We start from the raw sequence: 19,048 nt of genomic DNA, 5'->3' as shown, positions 1-19,048 counted from the left end.
TTTAGTTAGAATTTTTTATTCTGGATATTCAATTCTAAGATGATAAATATTGGTTAACTTTAATTTTAACACCTTTTTTATTTCTACAATTTCTTTAAATGTAATATTTGCATTAGAAAATTGATTGGCTCTCATTTGTCCATCTATAATTTTATCTACAAACTCATCAATCATTAAAAAAGTAGGATTTTTTAAACTTTTTGAAGCTGCTTCTACCGCATCTGCCATCATTAAAATTGCAGTTTCCTTAGAAAAAGGTAGTGGCCCAGGATATTTAAAGTCGTCTTCGTTTACATCTTCATCAATCTCTGACTGTTTTTTAAAAAAGTAATACACTTTAGAGGTTCCGTGGTGCACTCTAATAAAATCTATAACACGGTCTGGCAAATTGTTTTTACGTGCAATTTCTATTCCGTCTAAAACATGGTTAATTATAATTTTAGCACTCTCTATAGGCGTATGCTCATTATGCGGATTTACATTAGTTACTTGGTTTTCTGTAAAATAAGTTGGATTATTCATTTTACCAATATCATGATACAATGCTCCTACCCTTACCAGCATAGCATTTGCACCAATTTCCTGTGCTGCTGCTTCTGCCAAATTTGCTACTTGTAAAGAATGATGAAATGTACCTGGAGCCTTGTTAGACAGTTCTTTTAAAAGTTTAGAGTTAGTATCTGACAATTCTAACAATGATACGTCTGACACTAATCCAAAAATCTTTTCGTAAATATAAATAAGCGGTTGTACAAAAAGAGTAATCATTCCGTTTAATAAAAATACACCAAACGTAATTGCATACATATTATTTAAATTACCCTCATGTATAATATGAAAAGCAAAATAACCTATTATATATATTAAAGTAATTTGACCTACAGATATAAATAAATTAGCTCTTTTATACAATTGAGATACCGTTAAAATAGTAACTATACCCGCCATTATCTGAAGAAAAATATACTCAAAACTATTAGGTACAACAAACCCTAAAATTAACAATGTAAGTACATGTACAAAAAGTCCTAAACGGGCATCAAAAAATGTTTTTAATATTAAAGGTAAAATACATAATGGTACTACATAAACGTATGCCTCATTATACTTTATAACCATTGTGGTTACAAAAACCATTAGTAAAATATTAAAAAAGATAAAAGTAACCTTAGTATTATTTTTAAATACTGAAGCCCTATATTTTTTTAAAAACAAAAGCAACATTAGCAATACAAGAGCCACCAAAATTGTGTAACCAGATACAATTATGTAATAATTATTATCGGTCCAAAGCTCAGACTCATACTCTTGTTTTAAAGAGTTTAATATTTTATAATTATCTGCCTCTACTACTTCTCCTTTAACTATAATTAGCTTACCTTCATCAATAGTACCACGAGTAACAGAAATTTTGGCTAACTCCTCATTCAATGTTTTTTTAGAAATATTATCGTTATAAAAAACATTGGGTTTTACTATGTTAAAAAATAGCTTTTTAAATTGTGAGTTATATGTTGTTAGCTGCTTTTTACGTAAAACCGAGTTTATTACTTTATCTATACTTTGTATGCTTGTAACTTCTTTAAAGCTTAGTTCTTTTGCTTCATTATTACGTAATAAAAAAAACTTTTGAGTTTTAGCAGCAACCTTATTTTTCTTTATAATACCATTTAAATAAAGTGTATTTATTATCTCTTCTCCTACAGACTTTAAATATCTTTTTTCTTCTGAGTTAAGATCTAAACTATTAAATACTTTGCTAAAATTAGCATTGTAATTTTTGGTAACCGATGCTACTATGTCTTGGTTATAAGTATAGTAATCTAAATGGTTATTTTTAACTACTTGTTTTTCTTTTTCTATTTCTACTACATCTTTTTGTATTGAAAAATCAAAAGGTGCATACAAATTTTCATACTGCCATGGCTTTCCTTTTTGAAACTCATACTTAAACTTTCCCCCTTTAGGAAAGAAAAATACAATTAAAAATATGGTACCTACGTATAGAAAGCACTTGTATAGTAACGATTGATTTTTATAAATTTTCTCCAAGATAGATTTTGTAGTTAAAAGTAACTTTTTCCAAAAATAGAAAATTATGCGCTTAAATAATGGTTTTGGCAAAAGAACCCTACTCTATGTGCATTAATTTATTAATTTTGCAACACTAAAATTTAGAATTTATGAAAGATGTTGTTATAGTTTCTATGGCAAGAACTCCAATAGGGAGTTTTTTAGGATCATTATCTAGTGTTGCAGCCCCTAAATTAGGTGCAATTGCTATAAAAGGCGCATTAGATAAAATAAAACTAGAGCCATCTCAGGTTCAAGAAGTATTAATGGGTAATGTAGTACAAGCTGGTGTAGGGCAAGCTCCTGCAAGGCAAGCGGCTATATACGCTGGTATACCAAACACAGTTCCTTGCACAACAGTAAACAAAGTTTGTGCTTCTGGAATGAAAACTATAATGCAAGCTGCGCAATCTATTGCTTTAGGTGATAATGATATTGTTGTTGCGGGTGGTATGGAAAATATGAGTATGGTGCCACACTACGTACATTTAAGAAACGGACAAAAATTTGGACCAACATCATTAGTAGATGGTTTACAAAAAGATGGTTTAGTAGATGCTTATGACCAAAACGCTATGGGCGTTTGTGCAGATGCATGTGCTACAGAATATGAATTTAGTAGAGAAGACCAAGACAATTTTGCAATACAGTCTTACAAAAGATCTGCAGCTGCTTGGGAACAAGGGAAATTTAATAATGAAGTTGTACCTGTAGAAGTACCACAAAGAAGAGGTGAGCCAGTTGTAGTTTCTGAAGATGAAGAATTTAAAAACGTTAAACTAGAAAAAATACCAGCATTAAGACCTGCTTTTACAAAAGAAGGTACTGTAACTGCTGCTAACGCATCTACCATAAATGATGGTGCTGCTGCTCTTGTACTTATGAGTGCAGATAAAGCAAAAGAATTAAACCTAACACCTTTAGCTAAAATAAAAAGTTATGCAGATGCTGCACACGAACCAGAATGGTTTACAACAGCACCATCTAAAGCGTTACCAAAAGCTTTAGGAAAAGCAGGTATAGAAATAGGAGACGTAGATTATTTTGAATTTAACGAAGCATTTTCTGTTGTTGGCCTAGCCAATATGAAAATATTAGGTTTAAATGACTCCAACGTAAATGTTAATGGTGGGGCTGTATCTTTAGGACATCCGTTAGGATGCTCTGGAGCTAGAATTGTAATTACTTTACTTAGTGTTTTAGAACAAAATAACGGAAAAATTGGAGCAGCTGCTATTTGTAATGGTGGTGGTGGTGCCTCTGCAATTGTTTTAGAAAAAGCGTAATATAGCGGAATAGAACAATTTGTATGCAATACGGTATTTGTAATCTTAGTATAGTTCCTGTAAGGTTTACTCCAGAAGAAAATTCAGAAATGGTTGCTCAGCTTTTATATGGCGACCATTTTAAGGTTCTGGAGCATCGTAAATTTTGGAGTAGAATAAGAATTGCTTTTGATGGTGTAGAGGCTTGGGTTAGTAACAATCAATTTAGCTTTATTGATGAAGATGATTATGATGCCCTAGACGCTACTACAGATATAGCACTAAGCTCTGACTTAGTTGCATTTATATCTGCATCAGAAAACGATTTAATGCCAATTATTGTAGGTTCTGTTTTAAATGGCATACCTATATTAAATCATTCTTTTGAGGGTAATTATATACAAGGCATACAAAGTAAAAGTAAACTTGTAAATACCGCATTATTGTATTTAAATAGTCCTTATTTAGCCGGAGGAAAAACTCCTTTTGGCACAGATAGTTCTGGCTTAACACAAATGGTTTATAAAATAAATGGATACAAGTTATTGCGTACAGCGCAAGAACAATCTACACAAGGAGAACCTTTAAGTTTTATTGAAGAAAGTGAACCTGGTGACTTAGCCTTTTTTGACAACAAAGAAGGTATTATAGATCATGTAGGTATTATTATGCAAGACAACTACATTATTCACTGCCACGGTAAAGTACGTATAGATCGTATAGACCACACAGGAATTTTTAATGCCGAACTAAAAAAATATACGCACCAATTACGTGTTATTAAAAAAATAATTTAAACTAAAGTTAGTTTACTTTAATGCATAAAAAAAGCCTTCATTTCTGAAGGCTTTTTTATTTATGTTGTGTTATTAAAAAGATTATTCTCCTAATAACTTTTTAAGACGCATAAAGTTTTCAGTATCACCTAATGCACCGTAAATGTTTTTTAACTGTGATAACAACGCTTGGTTACCTGGAGTTTGTTTTAAAGCATCTTCTAAAATTTGTGCTCCTTCTCTAAACAAACCATCTTTTTTAGCTTTTAACTCATCATACTTAGCTATATCTGCTCTAGAACTACCTAATGCATTCATAGCATCAATTAATCCGTTACCTTCGTTAACATAGGTAGTAGATAAGTTTAATTGTGCGTTAACATAACCTGGGTTAAGCTCAATTGCTTTTTCATAAGCAGCTCTTGCCTCTTCTATGTTTTCTTGCTCCATATTTATTACACCAATGTTGTAAAATAAATCTGGATTGTTAGGATCTACTCTTGTAGCTTCTGCCATTAACTCTTTAAACTTGTCTTTGTTACCTAATTTATATTGTAGGTTAGCTTCGTTTAAAATTAAGTTTACATCACTAGGATTATTAGCTCTTGCATCTTTATAAGCTTCTAATGCTTTTTCATCTTCTCCTAATTGAGTGTAAATAAGTGCTATATTTTTAACTATCTCTGCTTTTCTAGATGGAGACTTTTCCTCTTTAGGGTCTTTGTATTGCTTAGACTTAACCATTAAATCTCTTTGAGATTTAGCCATTTCTTCTCTTTCTCCTGTTGCAATATTTACTGCAGAGTACTTAACTTCACTACCGTCATAGTTTATGTCTTTTAGCTCATTGTAATATTTAAGAGCTTTTTCCATATTCTGCGCATTTACAGCACTGTTTGCGGCGTAAAATAAGTAAACAGTATCTTTTTTACTTAAGTTATAAGCTAGGTATAATTTGTCTGCACCAGCATCAAACTTTTTTTCGTTGTTATCTTTAATTGCTGCATTAACAATATCTCCTGTCATACCAGTCATTGCTTGTTTAGCTTCTACTGTGTATTTCTTTTTACCTACTTCTTCTTCGTAAGCAATTAAATCTTTAAAAGCTGCTATAGATTTTTTAAAAGCACCTTCTTCTCCAGATTTAGCTAATTTAGAGTATGTTTTACCTTTAACTAGGTAGTATAACGCTTTTGTTTTTGCGTCTGCAGATCCTAATAACGGTTCTGCTTTTTCTAAAGCAGCTTTAGCTTCTGCTGCATTATCAGATTTTAATGCTTTATCAGCAGCTTTAACTTCGTTCTTTTGAGCAAAAGACATTGCAGAAAAAGACATTGCTGCTGTTAATATTAAAAATTTAGTTTTCATTTCAATTTCTATTAAATAATTAGTGTAAAAAATTTATTCTTCAGTTGATTCCGTTGTATCATTATCAAGAGCCGTGCCATCTTCTGTAGAAGCATCACCTTCTGCAGTATCAGGAGCTTCTCCCTCTAAACCTTCTTCATCTACAGCATCTTCGTCTTTCATAACTTTTGCAACTGCTGCAATAGAATCTTTTCCTTTAATGTTTATTAACCTAACACCCTGTGTTGCTCTACCCATTACACGTAAATCTTCTACACCCATACGTATTGCAATACCAGATTTATTAATAATCATTAAATCATCAGAATCGGTAACATTTTTAATAGCTACTAAACCACCTGTTTTATCTGTAACGCTAATGGTTTTAACACCTTTACCGCCTCTATTAGTAATTCTATAATCTTCTAAACTAGAACGTTTACCGTATCCTTTTTCAGAAACTACTAAAATATCATCATCAAAGTTGTGTACAGATACCATACCCACAACTTCATCATTATCATCTGCTAATGTAATACCTCTAACACCAGAGGCATTTCTACCCATTGGTCTTGTTTTACTTTCTTCAAACCTAATGGCTTTACCAGATTTTAATCCTAAAAATATTTGACTAGTACCTGTTGTTAGTTTAGCTTCTAGCAACTCATCTCCTTCTTTTATACCTATGGCATTAATACCATTTAAACGAGGTCTTGAGTATTGCTCTAAAGAGGTCTTTTTAACAGTACCTTTTTTGGTTGCCATAATAACGTAGTGACTGTTAACGTAATCTTCATCTTTAAGATCTTGAGTACATATAAATGCCATTACTTTATCATCTTGCTCTATATTAATTAGATTTTGTATTGCTCTACCTTTAGATGTTTTACTACCTTCTGGTATTTCATAAACACGCATCCAGAAACATTTACCTTTTTGTGTAAAGAACAACATATATTGGTGGTTAGTACCTACAAATAAGTGCTCTAAAAAGTCTTCATTTCTTGTTGATGATGCTTTTTGCCCAACTCCACCTCTATTTTGTGTTTTATATTCAGATAAAGGAGTACGTTTAATATATCCTGCATGAGATATGGTTATTACCACTTGCTCATCAGGTATCATATCTTCAATACTTAAATCACCTCCTGCAAAATTAATTTCAGACCTTCTTTCGTCTCCGTATTTCTCTTTAACTTCTAAAAGTTCATCCTTAATAATTTGCATTCTGCGTTCTTCATTAGCAAGAATATCTTTTAAGTCTGCAATGGTTTTTATAATCTCATCATACTCTGCTCTTAACTTGTCTTGCTCCAGACCTGTTAATTGGCGCAAACGCATTTCTACAATTGCTTTAGCTTGTATTTCAGACAGCTCAAACCTTTTAATTAAGTTCTCTCTTGCTTCATCTGCGTTAGAAGAACCTCTAATTATGGCAATTACTTCATCTATATTATCAGATGCAATAATTAAACCCTCTAATATGTGAGCTCTATCTTCTGCCTTTTTAAGTTCAAACTTAGTTCTACGTACAACTACTTCATGTCTGTGTTCCACAAAATAGTGAATCATTTCTTTAACATTAAGTAACTGTGGTCTTCCGTTTACTAAGGCAATATTGTTTACACTAAAGGAAGTTTGTAGTGCTGTATATTTAAATAATGTATTTAATACAATATTAGGTATAGCATCTCTTTTTAAAATGTATACAATACGCATACCATTTCTATCAGACTCATCTCTAATAGTAGAAATCCCTTCAATTTTTTTATCGTTAATAAGATCGGCTGTTTTCTTAATCATATCAGCCTTATTAACCTGGTAAGGTATCTCTGTAACCACAATAGATTCTCTACCCTGAACTTCTTCAAAAGTAGCTTTTGCACGCATTACAACTCTACCTCTACCTGTTTTAAAAGCTTCTCTAACGCCGTCATAACCATATATAATACCTCCTGTTGGAAAATCTGGAGCCTTTATATGTGTTATTAACTCATCTATTTCTATATCTTTATTATCTATGTATGCAACAGTACCATCTACAACTTCAGATAAATTGTGTGGTGGCATATTTGTTGCCATACCAACTGCAATACCAGAAGCTCCGTTTACTAATAAGTTAGGAATTCTTGCAGGTAAAACTGTTGGTTCTTTTAAAGAATCGTCAAAGTTTAATTGGTGATCTACAGTGTCTTTTTCTATATCTGCCAACATGTCATCGGCAATTTTACGCATACGTGCTTCTGTATAACGCATTGCTGCAGGGCTATCACCATCTATAGAACCAAAGTTACCCTGGCCATCTACAAGCATATAACGTAAACTCCACTCTTGAGCCATACGTACCATAGAATCATAAACAGAAGTATCTCCGTGAGGGTGATACTTACCTAAAACCTCACCCACAATACGGGCAGATTTTTTATGTGCGCTATTGGAACGAACACCCAACTCATGCATACCGTATAAAACCCTTCTGTGTACCGGCTTTAAACCATCTCTTACATCTGGTAAGGCACGTGATACAATAACCGACATTGAATAATCAATGTAGGCAGATTTCATTTCGTCTTCTATGTTTATTGGAATAATTTTTTCCCCTTCTGCCATATTAAAATCTTATATACTAATTTGATTAAAAATTGATGCCAATATACATAAAATCATCACGAGAAAAGCAATATTTAGTTACTTTAATACAATATTTATTAACACTTTTTAATAGGCAAATGGTTAATAATTATTTAAATTATGACAGCCAAAGCTGTTTTTTTCGACAAATAATCAAACTTTAACGAATATAGGAACAGTATTTGCCTTATATAAAAATAGATTTATTACTTTTATAATTGATTAAGGATTAATTTATGGATGACAATTTTTCACCTAGAGTAAAAGATGTAATTGCGTACAGCAAGGAGGAGGCATTAAGACTTGGACACGATTTTATTGGTACCGAGCACTTAATGCTTGGCTTATTACGAGACGGAAACGGAAAAGCAATTAATATATTAGATGCATTAGAGGTAGATTTAGATCATTTGCGACGCAAGGTGGAAATACTTAGCCCAGCAAATCCTAGCTCTGACAATTTGCAAAAAGATAAAAAAAACTTGCACTTAACAAGGCAAGCAGAACGCGCATTAAAAACAACATTTTTAGAAGCTAAACTTTTTCAAAGCTCTTCTATTAATACAGCGCATTTATTACTATGTATTTTGAGAAACGAAAACGACCCTACTACTAAGCTTTTACACAAACTAAAAGTAGATTACGATAATGTAAAAAGTGAATTTAAAACCATTATTACTAAAGATGAAGACTATATAGATTCTCCAAGAGCAGAGTCTTTCCCTGGTGATGCAGATAGTGATAATGATGAAAAAGAAAACTTTGGTGGAGGTGCTACAGCTGGACCAAAATCTAACAAAAAATCTAAAACACCAGTTTTAGACAATTTTGGTAGAGACTTAACCAAAATGGCAGAGGAAAACAAATTAGACCCTGTTGTTGGTAGAGAAAAAGAAATAGAGCGTGTATCTCAAATATTATCTCGTCGTAAAAAAAATAACCCGCTTTTAATTGGTGAACCTGGTGTGGGTAAAAGCGCCATTGCAGAAGGTTTAGCATTACGTATCATTAACAAAAAGGTTTCTAGAATTTTATACAACAAACGCGTTGTTACACTAGATTTAGCCTCTTTAGTTGCTGGCACAAAATATCGCGGACAGTTTGAAGAACGTATGAAAGCTGTTATGAATGAGCTAGAAAAGAATGATGATATTATTCTTTTTATTGACGAAATACATACTATTGTTGGTGCTGGTGGTGCTACAGGAAGCTTAGATGCTTCTAATATGTTTAAACCTGCATTAGCCCGTGGAGAAATACAATGTATTGGTGCCACAACATTAGATGAATACAGACAGTATATAGAAAAAGATGGTGCTTTAGAACGTCGTTTTCAAAAAGTAATTGTAGAGCCTACTTCTGTAGACGAAACAATAGAAATTTTGCAAAACATTAAGGGCAAGTATGAGGAACACCACAATGTAAATTATACAGATGAAGCTTTAGTTGCTTGTGTAAAATTAACGAACCGTTATATGACAGATCGTTTTTTGCCAGACAAGGCTATTGACGCGCTAGATGAAGCTGGCTCTAGAGTACACATAGTTAATATGGATGTACCTAAACAAATTTTAGAGTTAGAAAAACAACTAGAAGATGTTAGAGAACTAAAAAATACCGTTGTTAAAAAACAACGTTATGAAGAGGCTGCTAAGCTTAGAGATGATGAAAAAAGAATTGAAAAAGATTTAGCTCTTGCTCAAGAAAAATGGGAAGAAGAAAGCAAATTACATAGAGAAACAGTTACAGAAGAAAATGTAGCAGATGTAGTTTCTATGATGAGTGGTATTCCTGTAAACAGAATTGCGCAAACTGAAATTAATAAATTAGCAGAATTACCAAGCTTAATTAAAGGCAACGTAATTGGTCAAGATGATGCTGTTGCAAAGGTATCTAAAGCCATACAACGTAACAGAGCCGGACTTAAAGATCCTAACAAGCCAATTGGGTCGTTTATATTTTTAGGTCAAACCGGTGTTGGTAAAACACAATTAGCAAAAGTACTTGCTAAAGAATTATTTGACTCTGAAGATGCACTTATACGTATTGATATGAGTGAGTATATGGAGAAATTTGCAATCTCTAGATTAGTTGGTGCGCCTCCAGGATACGTTGGTTATGAAGAAGGCGGACAATTAACTGAAAAAGTACGCAGAAAACCTTATTCTGTTGTTTTATTAGACGAGGTAGAAAAAGCACATCCAGATGTGTTTAATATGATGCTTCAGGTATTAGATGATGGCTTTTTAACAGATAGTTTAGGTCGTAAAATAGACTTTAGAAACACTATTATTATAATGACATCTAATATTGGTGCACGTCAATTAAAAGATTTTGGACAAGGTGTTGGTTTTGGAACTTCTGCAAAAAAAGCACAAGCAGATGAACACCAGAAAAGTGTTATTGAAAATGCACTTAAAAAAGCATTTGCTCCTGAGTTTTTAAACAGAATTGATGACGTAATAGTATTTAACCCATTAGAAAGAGCAGATATCCATAAAATTATTGACATTGAGTTAAGCAAACTTTATGCAAGAATTAAAGATATAGGTTACAACTTAACATTATCAGAAAAAGCTAAAGACTATATTGCAGACAAAGGATTTGATAAGCAATATGGAGCAAGACCTTTAAAAAGAGCAATTCAAAAGTATATTGAAGATGCTTTAGCTGAAGAAATAGTAAACTCTAAGCTAGAAGAAGGTGACAGTATTTTTATGGATTTAAATGATGAAAAAAACGAACTTACCATAAAAATTAAGAAAGAAGGAAAAGCATCTGAAGCTTAAAAAAAACGTAAGTTAATAAGTACAAAGGAGTCAATTTTTATTGACTCCTTTTTTTATACAAATTGTATTAAACGTAAGAAAATATAAGCCAACAGAGCATATTAGCAACTGTTAAAGGATATATTAACCTTTTATCTAGTTTTTTTCAAATTATCTTAACATAAAATTAATTTAGCTTCTGAACACTATTTTATTACATACAGAATATGAAGATGGGGCAAACCAAAAAGGCTGTAATTGTTAAAGAATATCAATTAGAGTCTGGCAAAATATACATATATGACAACTATATGGTAGCATCTTTTGATGAAGGAACTACCATAACGTTAGAAAAAGCTTTTCAAATTATAGGAATTTCAGAAATACACTTTAGAGATAAAGATTTTGGATACATTAGTTTGCGTAAAAATTCTTATGCAATAGACCCAACTGTATATAATTTTGTTAGAGGTTTAGAAAACCTAAAAGCATTTGCAATTGTTTCTGTTAAAGAAATTGATATGCATAACTTTAAAATTGAAAAAATGTTCTACAAAAAACCAATGAAGTTTTTTATAGAATATTCTAACGCATTAACTTGGGTGAAGAGAAAATTATCTACAGCAGCGGCAGCAAAAACTAAAGAATAGTTTAAGCGCCACTTTAATAGATTATATTTTATGCCTGCTGTTGTTCTTGTTGCTGAGGAACTTCAGGCCTTTTAAACAACTCTATAAATGCCCCTCCAATAGTGTTTGCAATAGAAGAAGCCGTTAAAGATTGATAGCCTAATTTTTCTACAGCTAAATCCCCTGCACTACCGTGTAAATAAACGCCAAAAATTGCCGCCAATACTTTTGGATATCCTTGTGCTATTAAACCAGTAATTACCCCTGTAAGAACATCTCCACTGCCAGCAGTTGCCATACCCGGATTGCCAGATGTATTAATAAAACCTTTACCCTTATACAAAACTATTGTATGCGCCCCTTTTATAACCAAAACACATTTTAATTCTAATGAAAATAGTTTAGCTTTTTCTAGTTTATCAAAATCATTATCCCATACACCAATTAAACGTTCTAACTCCTTAGGGTGTGGGGTTAACACACTATCTTCTGGTATCAACTTAAGCAAATCTTTATTTTCAGATATAATATTTAGCGCATCTGCATCTATTACAAGTGGTATTTTATTATTTTGCAAAAACTTTGTAAAAGCTTCTACTGTTTCTGATGCTTTTCCTAAACCAGGTCCAACACCAATAACGGTAGGTTTTAAATTAAAATGAAAATCTGTTATAGTATTTTCATTAACATCTGTTTGCACCATAATTTCTGGCATAGCACTCTGCATAGGTATATAACCACATTGTGGTAAAAAAGCAGAAACTAAACCACTACCAGAATTTAATGCTCCTTTAGCTGCTAAAATAGTTGCCCCTATTTTACCGTAACTTCCTCCTATTATTAAAGAATGACCATAAGTTCCTTTATGAGCAAACTTTTCTCTGGGCATATAACTCTGTAAAACTTCATTTTTACTAATTAAAGTATATGTGGTTTCTGTAACAGTTAAAAATTCTACATCTATTCCAATATCAATTATTTCCCATTGGTTACAATAAATACCTGTTTGTGGTAAAAAGAACGCCAACTTAGGAGACTGAAATGTAAGTATATGGTTAGCGTGTATTATAGCATTAGGATTTTCTACAACTTTATCTAAAAACAACCCAGACGGGACATCTACAGCTAACACAAAAGCTTCAGAGTTGTTTATGTGCGTCATTAAACTAGCCACCCAATCATCTGGAGTTCTATTTAGTCCTATACCAAAAATTGCATCTACAACAATATCTTCTCTACTTATAGCCGGTAACTCAGTTTCTTTAGACAAAAAATTAGGCCAAACATTTCTATCCTTTAGCCTTTTCAAATTTGTTAAGAACTCATCAGTACGTTTTTCATTATAATTTACAATATACACTTCTATATTATAGCCATGCTCTTGTAAATGTCTCGCTACAGCTAAACCATCTCCTCCATTATTTCCTATACCACAAAACAAATGTATTTTTGGTTGTGCGCCTTGCAAACGTAAATGCAACCAATTAAACAATTGTACTGCTACACGCTCCATTAGCTCATCACTTGTAATTTGCTGTTTTTCAATTGTAAATTTATCAGCTTGGTATATCTGTTCTCCTGTAAAAATCTTCATTCTATAAAAATATTAAGCTTTTACTATTAAATTGGTAAAAGTTTTAGAAATCATTTGTTTAAAAATACAAAAGTACTACATTTGACTTGTTAATAAGCAAAGCTTAAACAAACATTTTGGACAACGTAACTACATTTTCTACTACAATTTTTACTTGTGTTATCACAAACACAACAATTACCCCTTTGGGGTAATCTGCTATATAATACACGTCCGTTATATGTATTGTTTTATCAATACAACTTATAAAAATCTATAATTATTTTACCATGAAAGTATTAAAGTTCGGCGGAACTTCGGTTGCCAACGCCAACAACATAGAGTTAGTTAAAAATATAGTTAAAAACTCAAAAAATAAAACTGCAGTAGTTGTGTCTGCCTTTGGTGGCGTAACAGACCTGCTTTTAAATGCAGCAGAATTAGCTTCTACTCATAATAAAGAATACAAAAATGTATTTTTAAAAATTGAAGAAAGACATATTTCTACCATAAAAGAATTAATCCCAGTTTCTAACCAAAGTAAAGTACTTAGTAAGGTTAAAAGTGAATTAAACATTTTAGAAACACTTTTAGAAGGTGCTTTTTTTATTGGCGAAATAACACCTAAATTATCAGATAAAATTGTAAGCTATGGTGAGCTATTATCATCATACATTATTAGTGAATACTTTATTGCGGAAGGCCTAAACGCCAGCTACAAAGACAGTAGAGAACTACTTAAAACTAATACAAACTACGGTAAAGCTGCTATTTATAATTTTGAAGAAACAAACAGTTTAATTCAAAACTACTTTAACTATAACAACAACCAAATTACTGTTCTTGGTGGCTTTATAGCTTCTTCAATTAAAGGAGATTCTACTACACTAGGGCGTGGTGGATCTGACTATACAGCAGCAATTATTGCTGCTGCAGTAGATGCAAAAAGTTTAGAAATCTGGACAGACGTAAGTGGTATGTATACCGCTAACCCTAAACTAGTTAAACAAGCTAAAGCTATAGAAAACATCTCTTACCAGGAAGCTATGGAACTATCTCATTTTGGTGCAAAGGTTCTTTATCCTCCTACAATACAACCTGTATTAAGTAAAGGGATTCCTATTGCCATTAAAAATACTTTTAACCCAGATGCTATTGGCACTACAATCACTAAAAATTTAGATAAAAACGGCAAAACAGTACGTGGTATTAGCCATATAGAAAACATAAGTCTTATTTCTCTAGAGGGTTCAGGAATGGTAGGTATTCCTGGTATCTCTAAACGTTTTTTTGAAGTACTTTCTTTAGCTCAAATAAGCATTGTACTTATAACTCAGGCATCATCAGAACATTCTATTTGTGTTGCTATAGATGCAAATGATGTGGCTCTTGCAGAAGAAGCCATTAATAATGAATTTGAGTATGAAATTTCATTAAAAAAAATTAAACCTGTTTTAGTAGAAAATGATTTAGCCATTATTGCCTTGGTAGGAGACTCTATGAAAAATCACCAAGGTTTAAGTGGCAAAATGTTTAGTACACTTGGTAAAAACAATGTAAATATTAGAGTTATAGCACAAGGTTCATCAGAGCGTAATATATCTGCAGTTATAGACAAGGCTGATGTAAAAAAAGCATTAAACTCTCTTCATGAAAAATTCTTTGAAGAAAACATTAAGCAACTTAACCTATTTATTATGGGTGTTGGTAATGTTGGATCCAAATTACTTCACCAAATTAAACAACAAAAAAAGTATTTAAAAGAAAACCTCAAACTTAATGTTAGAGTAATTGGAATATCAAACTCTAGAACAATGTTTTTTGATGAAGACGGAATATCTCTTAAAAACTGGGAATCATTACTTTCTAAAGGAGAAAAAGCAAATAAAGAACAATTCTTTAGCAAAGTAAATAGCTTAAATTACAGAAATAGTATTTTTGTAGACAATACAGCTAGCGAGGTAGTTTCTAATACATATGCAGATTATTTAAGCAACAGTATTTCTGTTGTTACTTGCAACAAAATTGCGTGTTCATCTGTATACACAAATTACAGTAAACTAAAATATTTAGCTCAAAAATACAATGCTCCATTTTTATTTGAAACCAATGTAGGCGCAGGTTTACCTATAATAGACACCTTAAAGCACCTAATAGCTTCCGGAGATAAAATTTTAAAAATACAAGCCGTACTTTCTGGTAGCTTAAACTTTGTATTTAATAACTTTAGCAATAAAACCACATTTCATGACATTGTTAAACAAGCGCAAGAAGAAGGCTATACAGAACCAGACCCTAAAATAGATTTAAGCGGAATAGATGTAGCTCGTAAAATTTTAATTTTAGCTAGAGAAAGTGGTTACAAACTAGATATAGATGAAATCACAAACAAATCATTTTTACCTGAAGAAAGTTTACAAACAACAAATAATAATGACTTTTTTGCTTCACTAATAAAATTCGAACCTTCTTTTCAAGAAATGTATACAGAAGCAGCAAATAAAGATGCTAAACTAAAATATGTAGCGCAATTTGAAGACGGAAAAGCAAGCGTTGGTCTACAACATATCCCTAAAGGACATGATTTTTACAACCTTGAAGGAAGTGACAATATTGTATTATTTTTTACAGAAAGATACCCTAACCAACCATTAATTATAAAAGGTGCAGGTGCTGGCGCAGACGTAACTGCCTCCGGTATTTTTGCAGACATAATAAGAATAGGAAACTTTTAAGTATGAAAAACGAAATTAAAGTATTTTGTCCGGCTACCATCGCAAACATTTCATGTGGTTTTGATGTACTAGGTGTTGCATTAGACAATGTTGGAGATGAAATGGTTGTTAAAAAAACCAGCAAAAAAGGAATTACTATTACAAAAATTGAAGGTCAAAATTTACCTTTAGAAACACATAAAAATGTAGCTGGCGTAGCCGGATTGGCGTTACTATCTGCATCTGATTATGAAGGAGGTTTTGAAATAGAAATATATAAGAAAATAAAAGCCGGAAGCGGTATAGGCAGTAGTGCTGCTAGTTCTACTGGTGCTGTTTGCGCTATGAATAAATTACTAGGAGAACCTTTTAGTAATTTAGAACTTGTACAATTTGCAATGAAAGGAGAAGAACTTGCTAGTGGCGTGCAACATGCAGATAATGTTGCACCGGCTATATATGGTGGCTTTACCCTAGTTCGCAGTTATAGTCCCTTAGATATTATAAAAATAAATACTCCTAAAAAATTATACGCTACTGTAATACATCCACAAATAGAGATAAAAACATCTGACTCTAGAAAAATATTAAAAACAACAATTTCTTTAGCGGACGGAATAAAACAATGGGGTAATGTTGGTGGATTAATAGCTGGTTTATACACAGAAGATTATGACTTAATTAGCAGGTCACTAGAAGATCATATTATAGAACCAATACGCTCTATACTAATTCCTGCTTTTGATAATGTTAAATCCGCGTCGTTAAATGCTGGCGCATTGGGCTGTGGCATTTCGGGTTCAGGGCCTTCTATTTACGCCCTTAGCAAAGGCAAAGAAACAGCAGAAAAAGTAGCCCAGGCAATGCAAAATGTTTATAATAAAGTAGGTATTCCTTATGACACACACGTATCTACAGTAAATACTGAAGGAATAAAAACCATATCATAAAAACAACACCTGTAACAAACCATAAATTATTTCGTCTACTAAATAAAATTAAGGTACTATATATTGATTATTAGACTCCTAAAAAAACATATTAAGTTTTGCCGTTTGTTTGGTTGTTAGTATATTACCGTTATAAAGAAATCCAAATACACATAATTATGTTGGAAGACAGCAAAGAAGAACTACAAAACAATGTAGGGGGTGATGAAAATTCAGAAACTACTGATGCTAAAACTGTTTCAGAGAAAAGCACTGAAATAGAAAGTAATAATTCAGAAGAAATATCATCTAATGACAAGCAAGGTGATAAAGAAATCTTAGATGAAATTGAAGAAACCAATGCCGAAGATGCAGAGGATAATGACAATCATCAAAGACATGAGATACCTTTACTAGATTACCATGCTATGAGTATGGAAAATTTAGTAGGCGAATTACAGCGTCTAGTAAAAAATGAAAAAGTACAAGCTATTAAAAAGCATGTTGACGGTATCAAGTATGAATTTGATTTAAAGTTTCAAGAATTTCTAGAACATAAAAAGGAAGAATTTATCACCAATGGTGGTAATGAAATTGATTTTAGATACAACTCCGTAACTAAAAGACAATTTAATGAAGTGTATTCAGATTACAGAGAAAAAAGAGATGCTTACTACAAAAATTTAGAACAAAATTTACAGAGTAACTTAGAAAAACGCATACAAATAATTGAAGAATTAAAAGGTTTGGTTAATGTTGAAGAAGACATTAATACTACATACAAAAACTTTAAAGATCTTCAAGAAAATTGGCGTAATGCTGGTCCTATACCTAGAACAGAATACAATAATGTATGGAGAACTTACCATCATCACATCGAAATTTTTTACGATTTCTTACACTTAAATAGAGAGCTAAGGGATTTAGATTTTAAACATAATTTAGAAGAAAAATTAAAATTAATAGTACGTGCCAATGCACTAGCCAATGAACCCGATTTAAATAAAGCTTTTAGAGAACTACAGACTTTGCATAAAATCTGGAAAGAAGATATTGGTCCTGTTGGCAAAAAGCATAGAGAGCAGATATGGGAAGAATTTAGTAACGCCACTAAAGTATTGCACCAAAGAAGGCAAGACTATTATAAAGAATTAGATAAAGTTTATGAAGTAAACTTAGAAAAGAAGCATAAAATAATTTCTCAAATAAAAGAAATAGCAGAAAATACTTCTAGCAATCATAAAGAGCTTCAAAAACAAATAAAACAAATAGAAGCCTTAAGAGAAGAGTTTTTTAAAGCAGGAAAAGTCCCTCAAAAATATAATGAGCAAACTTGGGCTACCTTTAAAGATGCTGTAAAAACATTTAACAAATCTAAAAATGCATTTTACAAAAATCTAAAAAGGGAACAACAAGACAATCTAGATAAAAAAAGAGCACTATTAGACATTGCACTAAAAACAAAAGATAGTGAAGATTGGGACATTGCTACCAAGGAAATGAAACGTATACAAGGCGAATGGAAAACTATTGGTCACGTTCCTAGAAAATATTCTGATAAAATTTGGAATGAATTTAAAAGTGCTTGCAATCATTATTTTGATAGATTACATTCTCTAAAAAACCAATCGAGTAAAGAAGAATTAGAAAATTTAGAACATAAAACTGCCTGCTTAAATAAACTAAAAGAATTTCAATTATCTGGAGACAGGTCTAAAGATTTAGCTGAAATAAAAGGATTTATTAATGAATGGAAAAAATATGGTCATGTACCATTTAAAAAGAAAAACATTAATAACAAATTCAATACAATCCTAGATGCTATTTTTAGAAAATTAGATATTAGTAAACAAGAGTCAGAATTACTAAAGTATGGCGATAAAATACAAAAGCTATCTGCTAGTGATAATGAAAATGCTATTTATAAAGAAAGATTGTTTATTAGAAGAAAAATAGATGAAAGTAAAAACGAAATTCGTCAATTAGAAAATAACTTACAATTCTTCTCTAATGCATCTGAAGATAACCCTTTAGTTAAAAATGTTTTAAAGAATATTAACAATCAAAAAGAATCTTTAAATACTTGGAAAGCAAAACTAAAAAAGCTTAATATATTAGAAAATAGCATTAATAAAGAAGATGAAAATACTTCTAATGAGGAAGAATAAATAAAAAAGGAAAGCATTTAATGTTCTCCTTTTTTTTACATTTAATACTCTACCCATATAAAACACCAAAAGCCCTAGAATATATTTTCTAGGGCTTTTTTGTATGTATTAGTGATTAGCTTTTAAATGGTTTTAAATAGCTTAATTTTAAGTTTAAAGCAAAAAAAAGCCCTTA

The 19,048-nt window shown here is 31.7% G+C and carries 11 protein-coding genes; 7 read left to right on the top strand and 4 right to left on the bottom strand.

Features of this window, described 5'->3' with window-relative positions; genetic code table 11:
- Positions 1-15 precede the first annotated feature (15 nt).
- On the bottom strand, positions 16-2,052 hold the full coding sequence (locus tag KLA_RS15395; RefSeq protein WP_034646843.1) for an HD family phosphohydrolase: 2,037 nt from the start codon (positions 2,050-2,052) through the stop codon (positions 16-18).
- A 131-nt stretch (positions 2,053-2,183) separates the two neighbouring features.
- Here KLA_RS15395 and KLA_RS15390 point away from each other — a divergent pair, with 131 nt between their 5' ends.
- Both KLA_RS15390 and KLA_RS15385 read left to right on the top strand, forming a co-directional pair.
- A complete protein-coding gene (locus KLA_RS15390) occupies positions 2,184-3,359 on the top strand; it encodes an acetyl-CoA C-acyltransferase (protein WP_013621977.1) in 1,176 nt (391 codons plus the stop codon).
- A 23-nt stretch (positions 3,360-3,382) separates the two neighbouring features.
- Positions 3,383-4,135 carry an NlpC/P60 family protein gene (locus KLA_RS15385; RefSeq protein ID WP_034646820.1) on the top strand — a complete coding sequence of 251 codons (753 nt, stop codon included), beginning with the start codon at positions 3,383-3,385 and terminating at the stop codon, positions 4,133-4,135.
- Between the two features lie 81 nt (positions 4,136-4,216).
- Here the strand turns inward: KLA_RS15385 and KLA_RS15380 are convergent, their stop codons facing one another.
- Entirely contained in the window at positions 4,217-5,482 is a 1,266-nt protein-coding gene (locus KLA_RS15380; RefSeq protein ID WP_013621975.1) for a tetratricopeptide repeat protein, read from the bottom strand.
- Between the two features lie 33 nt (positions 5,483-5,515).
- Positions 5,516-8,071 (bottom strand): DNA gyrase subunit A, encoded by a 2,556-nt coding sequence (gene gyrA / locus KLA_RS15375; protein WP_034646818.1) that lies wholly within the window; start codon positions 8,069-8,071, stop codon positions 5,516-5,518.
- 257 nt (positions 8,072-8,328) lie between these two features.
- Between gyrA and KLA_RS15370 the strand changes: the two genes are divergently transcribed.
- Both KLA_RS15370 and KLA_RS15365 read left to right on the top strand, forming a co-directional pair.
- On the top strand, positions 8,329-10,881 hold the full coding sequence (locus KLA_RS15370; RefSeq protein ID WP_013621973.1) for an ATP-dependent Clp protease ATP-binding subunit: 2,553 nt from the start codon (positions 8,329-8,331) through the stop codon (positions 10,879-10,881).
- A gap of 206 nt (positions 10,882-11,087) precedes the next feature.
- Positions 11,088-11,510 carry a hypothetical protein gene (locus KLA_RS15365; RefSeq protein ID WP_034646815.1) on the top strand — a complete coding sequence of 141 codons (423 nt, stop codon included), beginning with the start codon at positions 11,088-11,090 and terminating at the stop codon, positions 11,508-11,510.
- A gap of 28 nt (positions 11,511-11,538) precedes the next feature.
- Here KLA_RS15365 and KLA_RS15360 read toward each other — a convergent pair whose 3' ends face one another.
- The gene (locus KLA_RS15360; RefSeq protein WP_034646813.1) at positions 11,539-13,083 is read right to left on the bottom strand and encodes a bifunctional ADP-dependent NAD(P)H-hydrate dehydratase/NAD(P)H-hydrate epimerase; all 1,545 of its coding nucleotides are present in this window, start codon (positions 13,081-13,083) and stop codon (positions 11,539-11,541) included.
- Positions 13,084-13,352: 269 nt separating this feature from the next.
- Between KLA_RS15360 and thrA the strand changes: the two genes are divergently transcribed.
- From thrA to KLA_RS15345, 3 genes are all read left to right on the top strand, one after another.
- Positions 13,353-15,797 carry a bifunctional aspartate kinase/homoserine dehydrogenase I gene (gene thrA, locus KLA_RS15355; RefSeq protein ID WP_034646811.1) on the top strand — a complete coding sequence of 815 codons (2,445 nt, stop codon included), beginning with the start codon at positions 13,353-13,355 and terminating at the stop codon, positions 15,795-15,797.
- A 2-nt stretch (positions 15,798-15,799) separates the two neighbouring features.
- Positions 15,800-16,726, top strand: a complete 927-nt coding sequence (locus tag KLA_RS15350; protein WP_034646808.1) for a homoserine kinase — start codon at positions 15,800-15,802, stop codon at positions 16,724-16,726.
- Positions 16,727-16,884: 158 nt separating this feature from the next.
- On the top strand, positions 16,885-18,873 hold the full coding sequence (locus tag KLA_RS15345) for a DUF349 domain-containing protein (RefSeq protein WP_034646807.1): 1,989 nt from the start codon (positions 16,885-16,887) through the stop codon (positions 18,871-18,873).
- Positions 18,874-19,048 lie beyond the last annotated feature (175 nt).

Origin of the sequence: Cellulophaga geojensis KL-A (assembly GCF_000568425.1) — a bacterium.
GTDB lineage: Bacteria > Bacteroidota > Bacteroidia > Flavobacteriales > Flavobacteriaceae > Cellulophaga > Cellulophaga lytica.
Note: the sequence above shows the minus strand (reverse complement) of the source record. Positions and strands in the feature narration are given on the sequence as shown.

Excerpts from the sequence above, each read along its gene's own strand:
- KLA_RS15390 (WP_013621977.1), top strand. The coding sequence starts at position 2,184 with ATGAAAGATGTTGTTATAGTTTCTATGGCAAGAACTCCAATAGGGAGT.
- KLA_RS15385 (WP_034646820.1), top strand. The coding sequence starts at position 3,383 with ATGCAATACGGTATTTGTAATCTTAGTATAGTTCCTGTAAGGTTTACT.
- KLA_RS15380 (WP_013621975.1), bottom strand. The coding sequence starts at position 5,482 with ATGAAAACTAAATTTTTAATATTAACAGCAGCAATGTCTTTTTCTGCA.
- gyrA (WP_034646818.1), bottom strand. The coding sequence starts at position 8,071 with ATGGCAGAAGGGGAAAAAATTATTCCAATAAACATAGAAGACGAAATG.
- KLA_RS15370 (WP_013621973.1), top strand. The coding sequence starts at position 8,329 with ATGGATGACAATTTTTCACCTAGAGTAAAAGATGTAATTGCGTACAGC.
- KLA_RS15365 (WP_034646815.1), top strand. The coding sequence starts at position 11,088 with ATGAAGATGGGGCAAACCAAAAAGGCTGTAATTGTTAAAGAATATCAA.
- KLA_RS15360 (WP_034646813.1), bottom strand. The coding sequence starts at position 13,083 with ATGAAGATTTTTACAGGAGAACAGATATACCAAGCTGATAAATTTACA.
- thrA (WP_034646811.1), top strand. The coding sequence starts at position 13,353 with ATGAAAGTATTAAAGTTCGGCGGAACTTCGGTTGCCAACGCCAACAAC.
- KLA_RS15350 (WP_034646808.1), top strand. The coding sequence starts at position 15,800 with ATGAAAAACGAAATTAAAGTATTTTGTCCGGCTACCATCGCAAACATT.
- KLA_RS15345 (WP_034646807.1), top strand. The coding sequence starts at position 16,885 with ATGTTGGAAGACAGCAAAGAAGAACTACAAAACAATGTAGGGGGTGAT.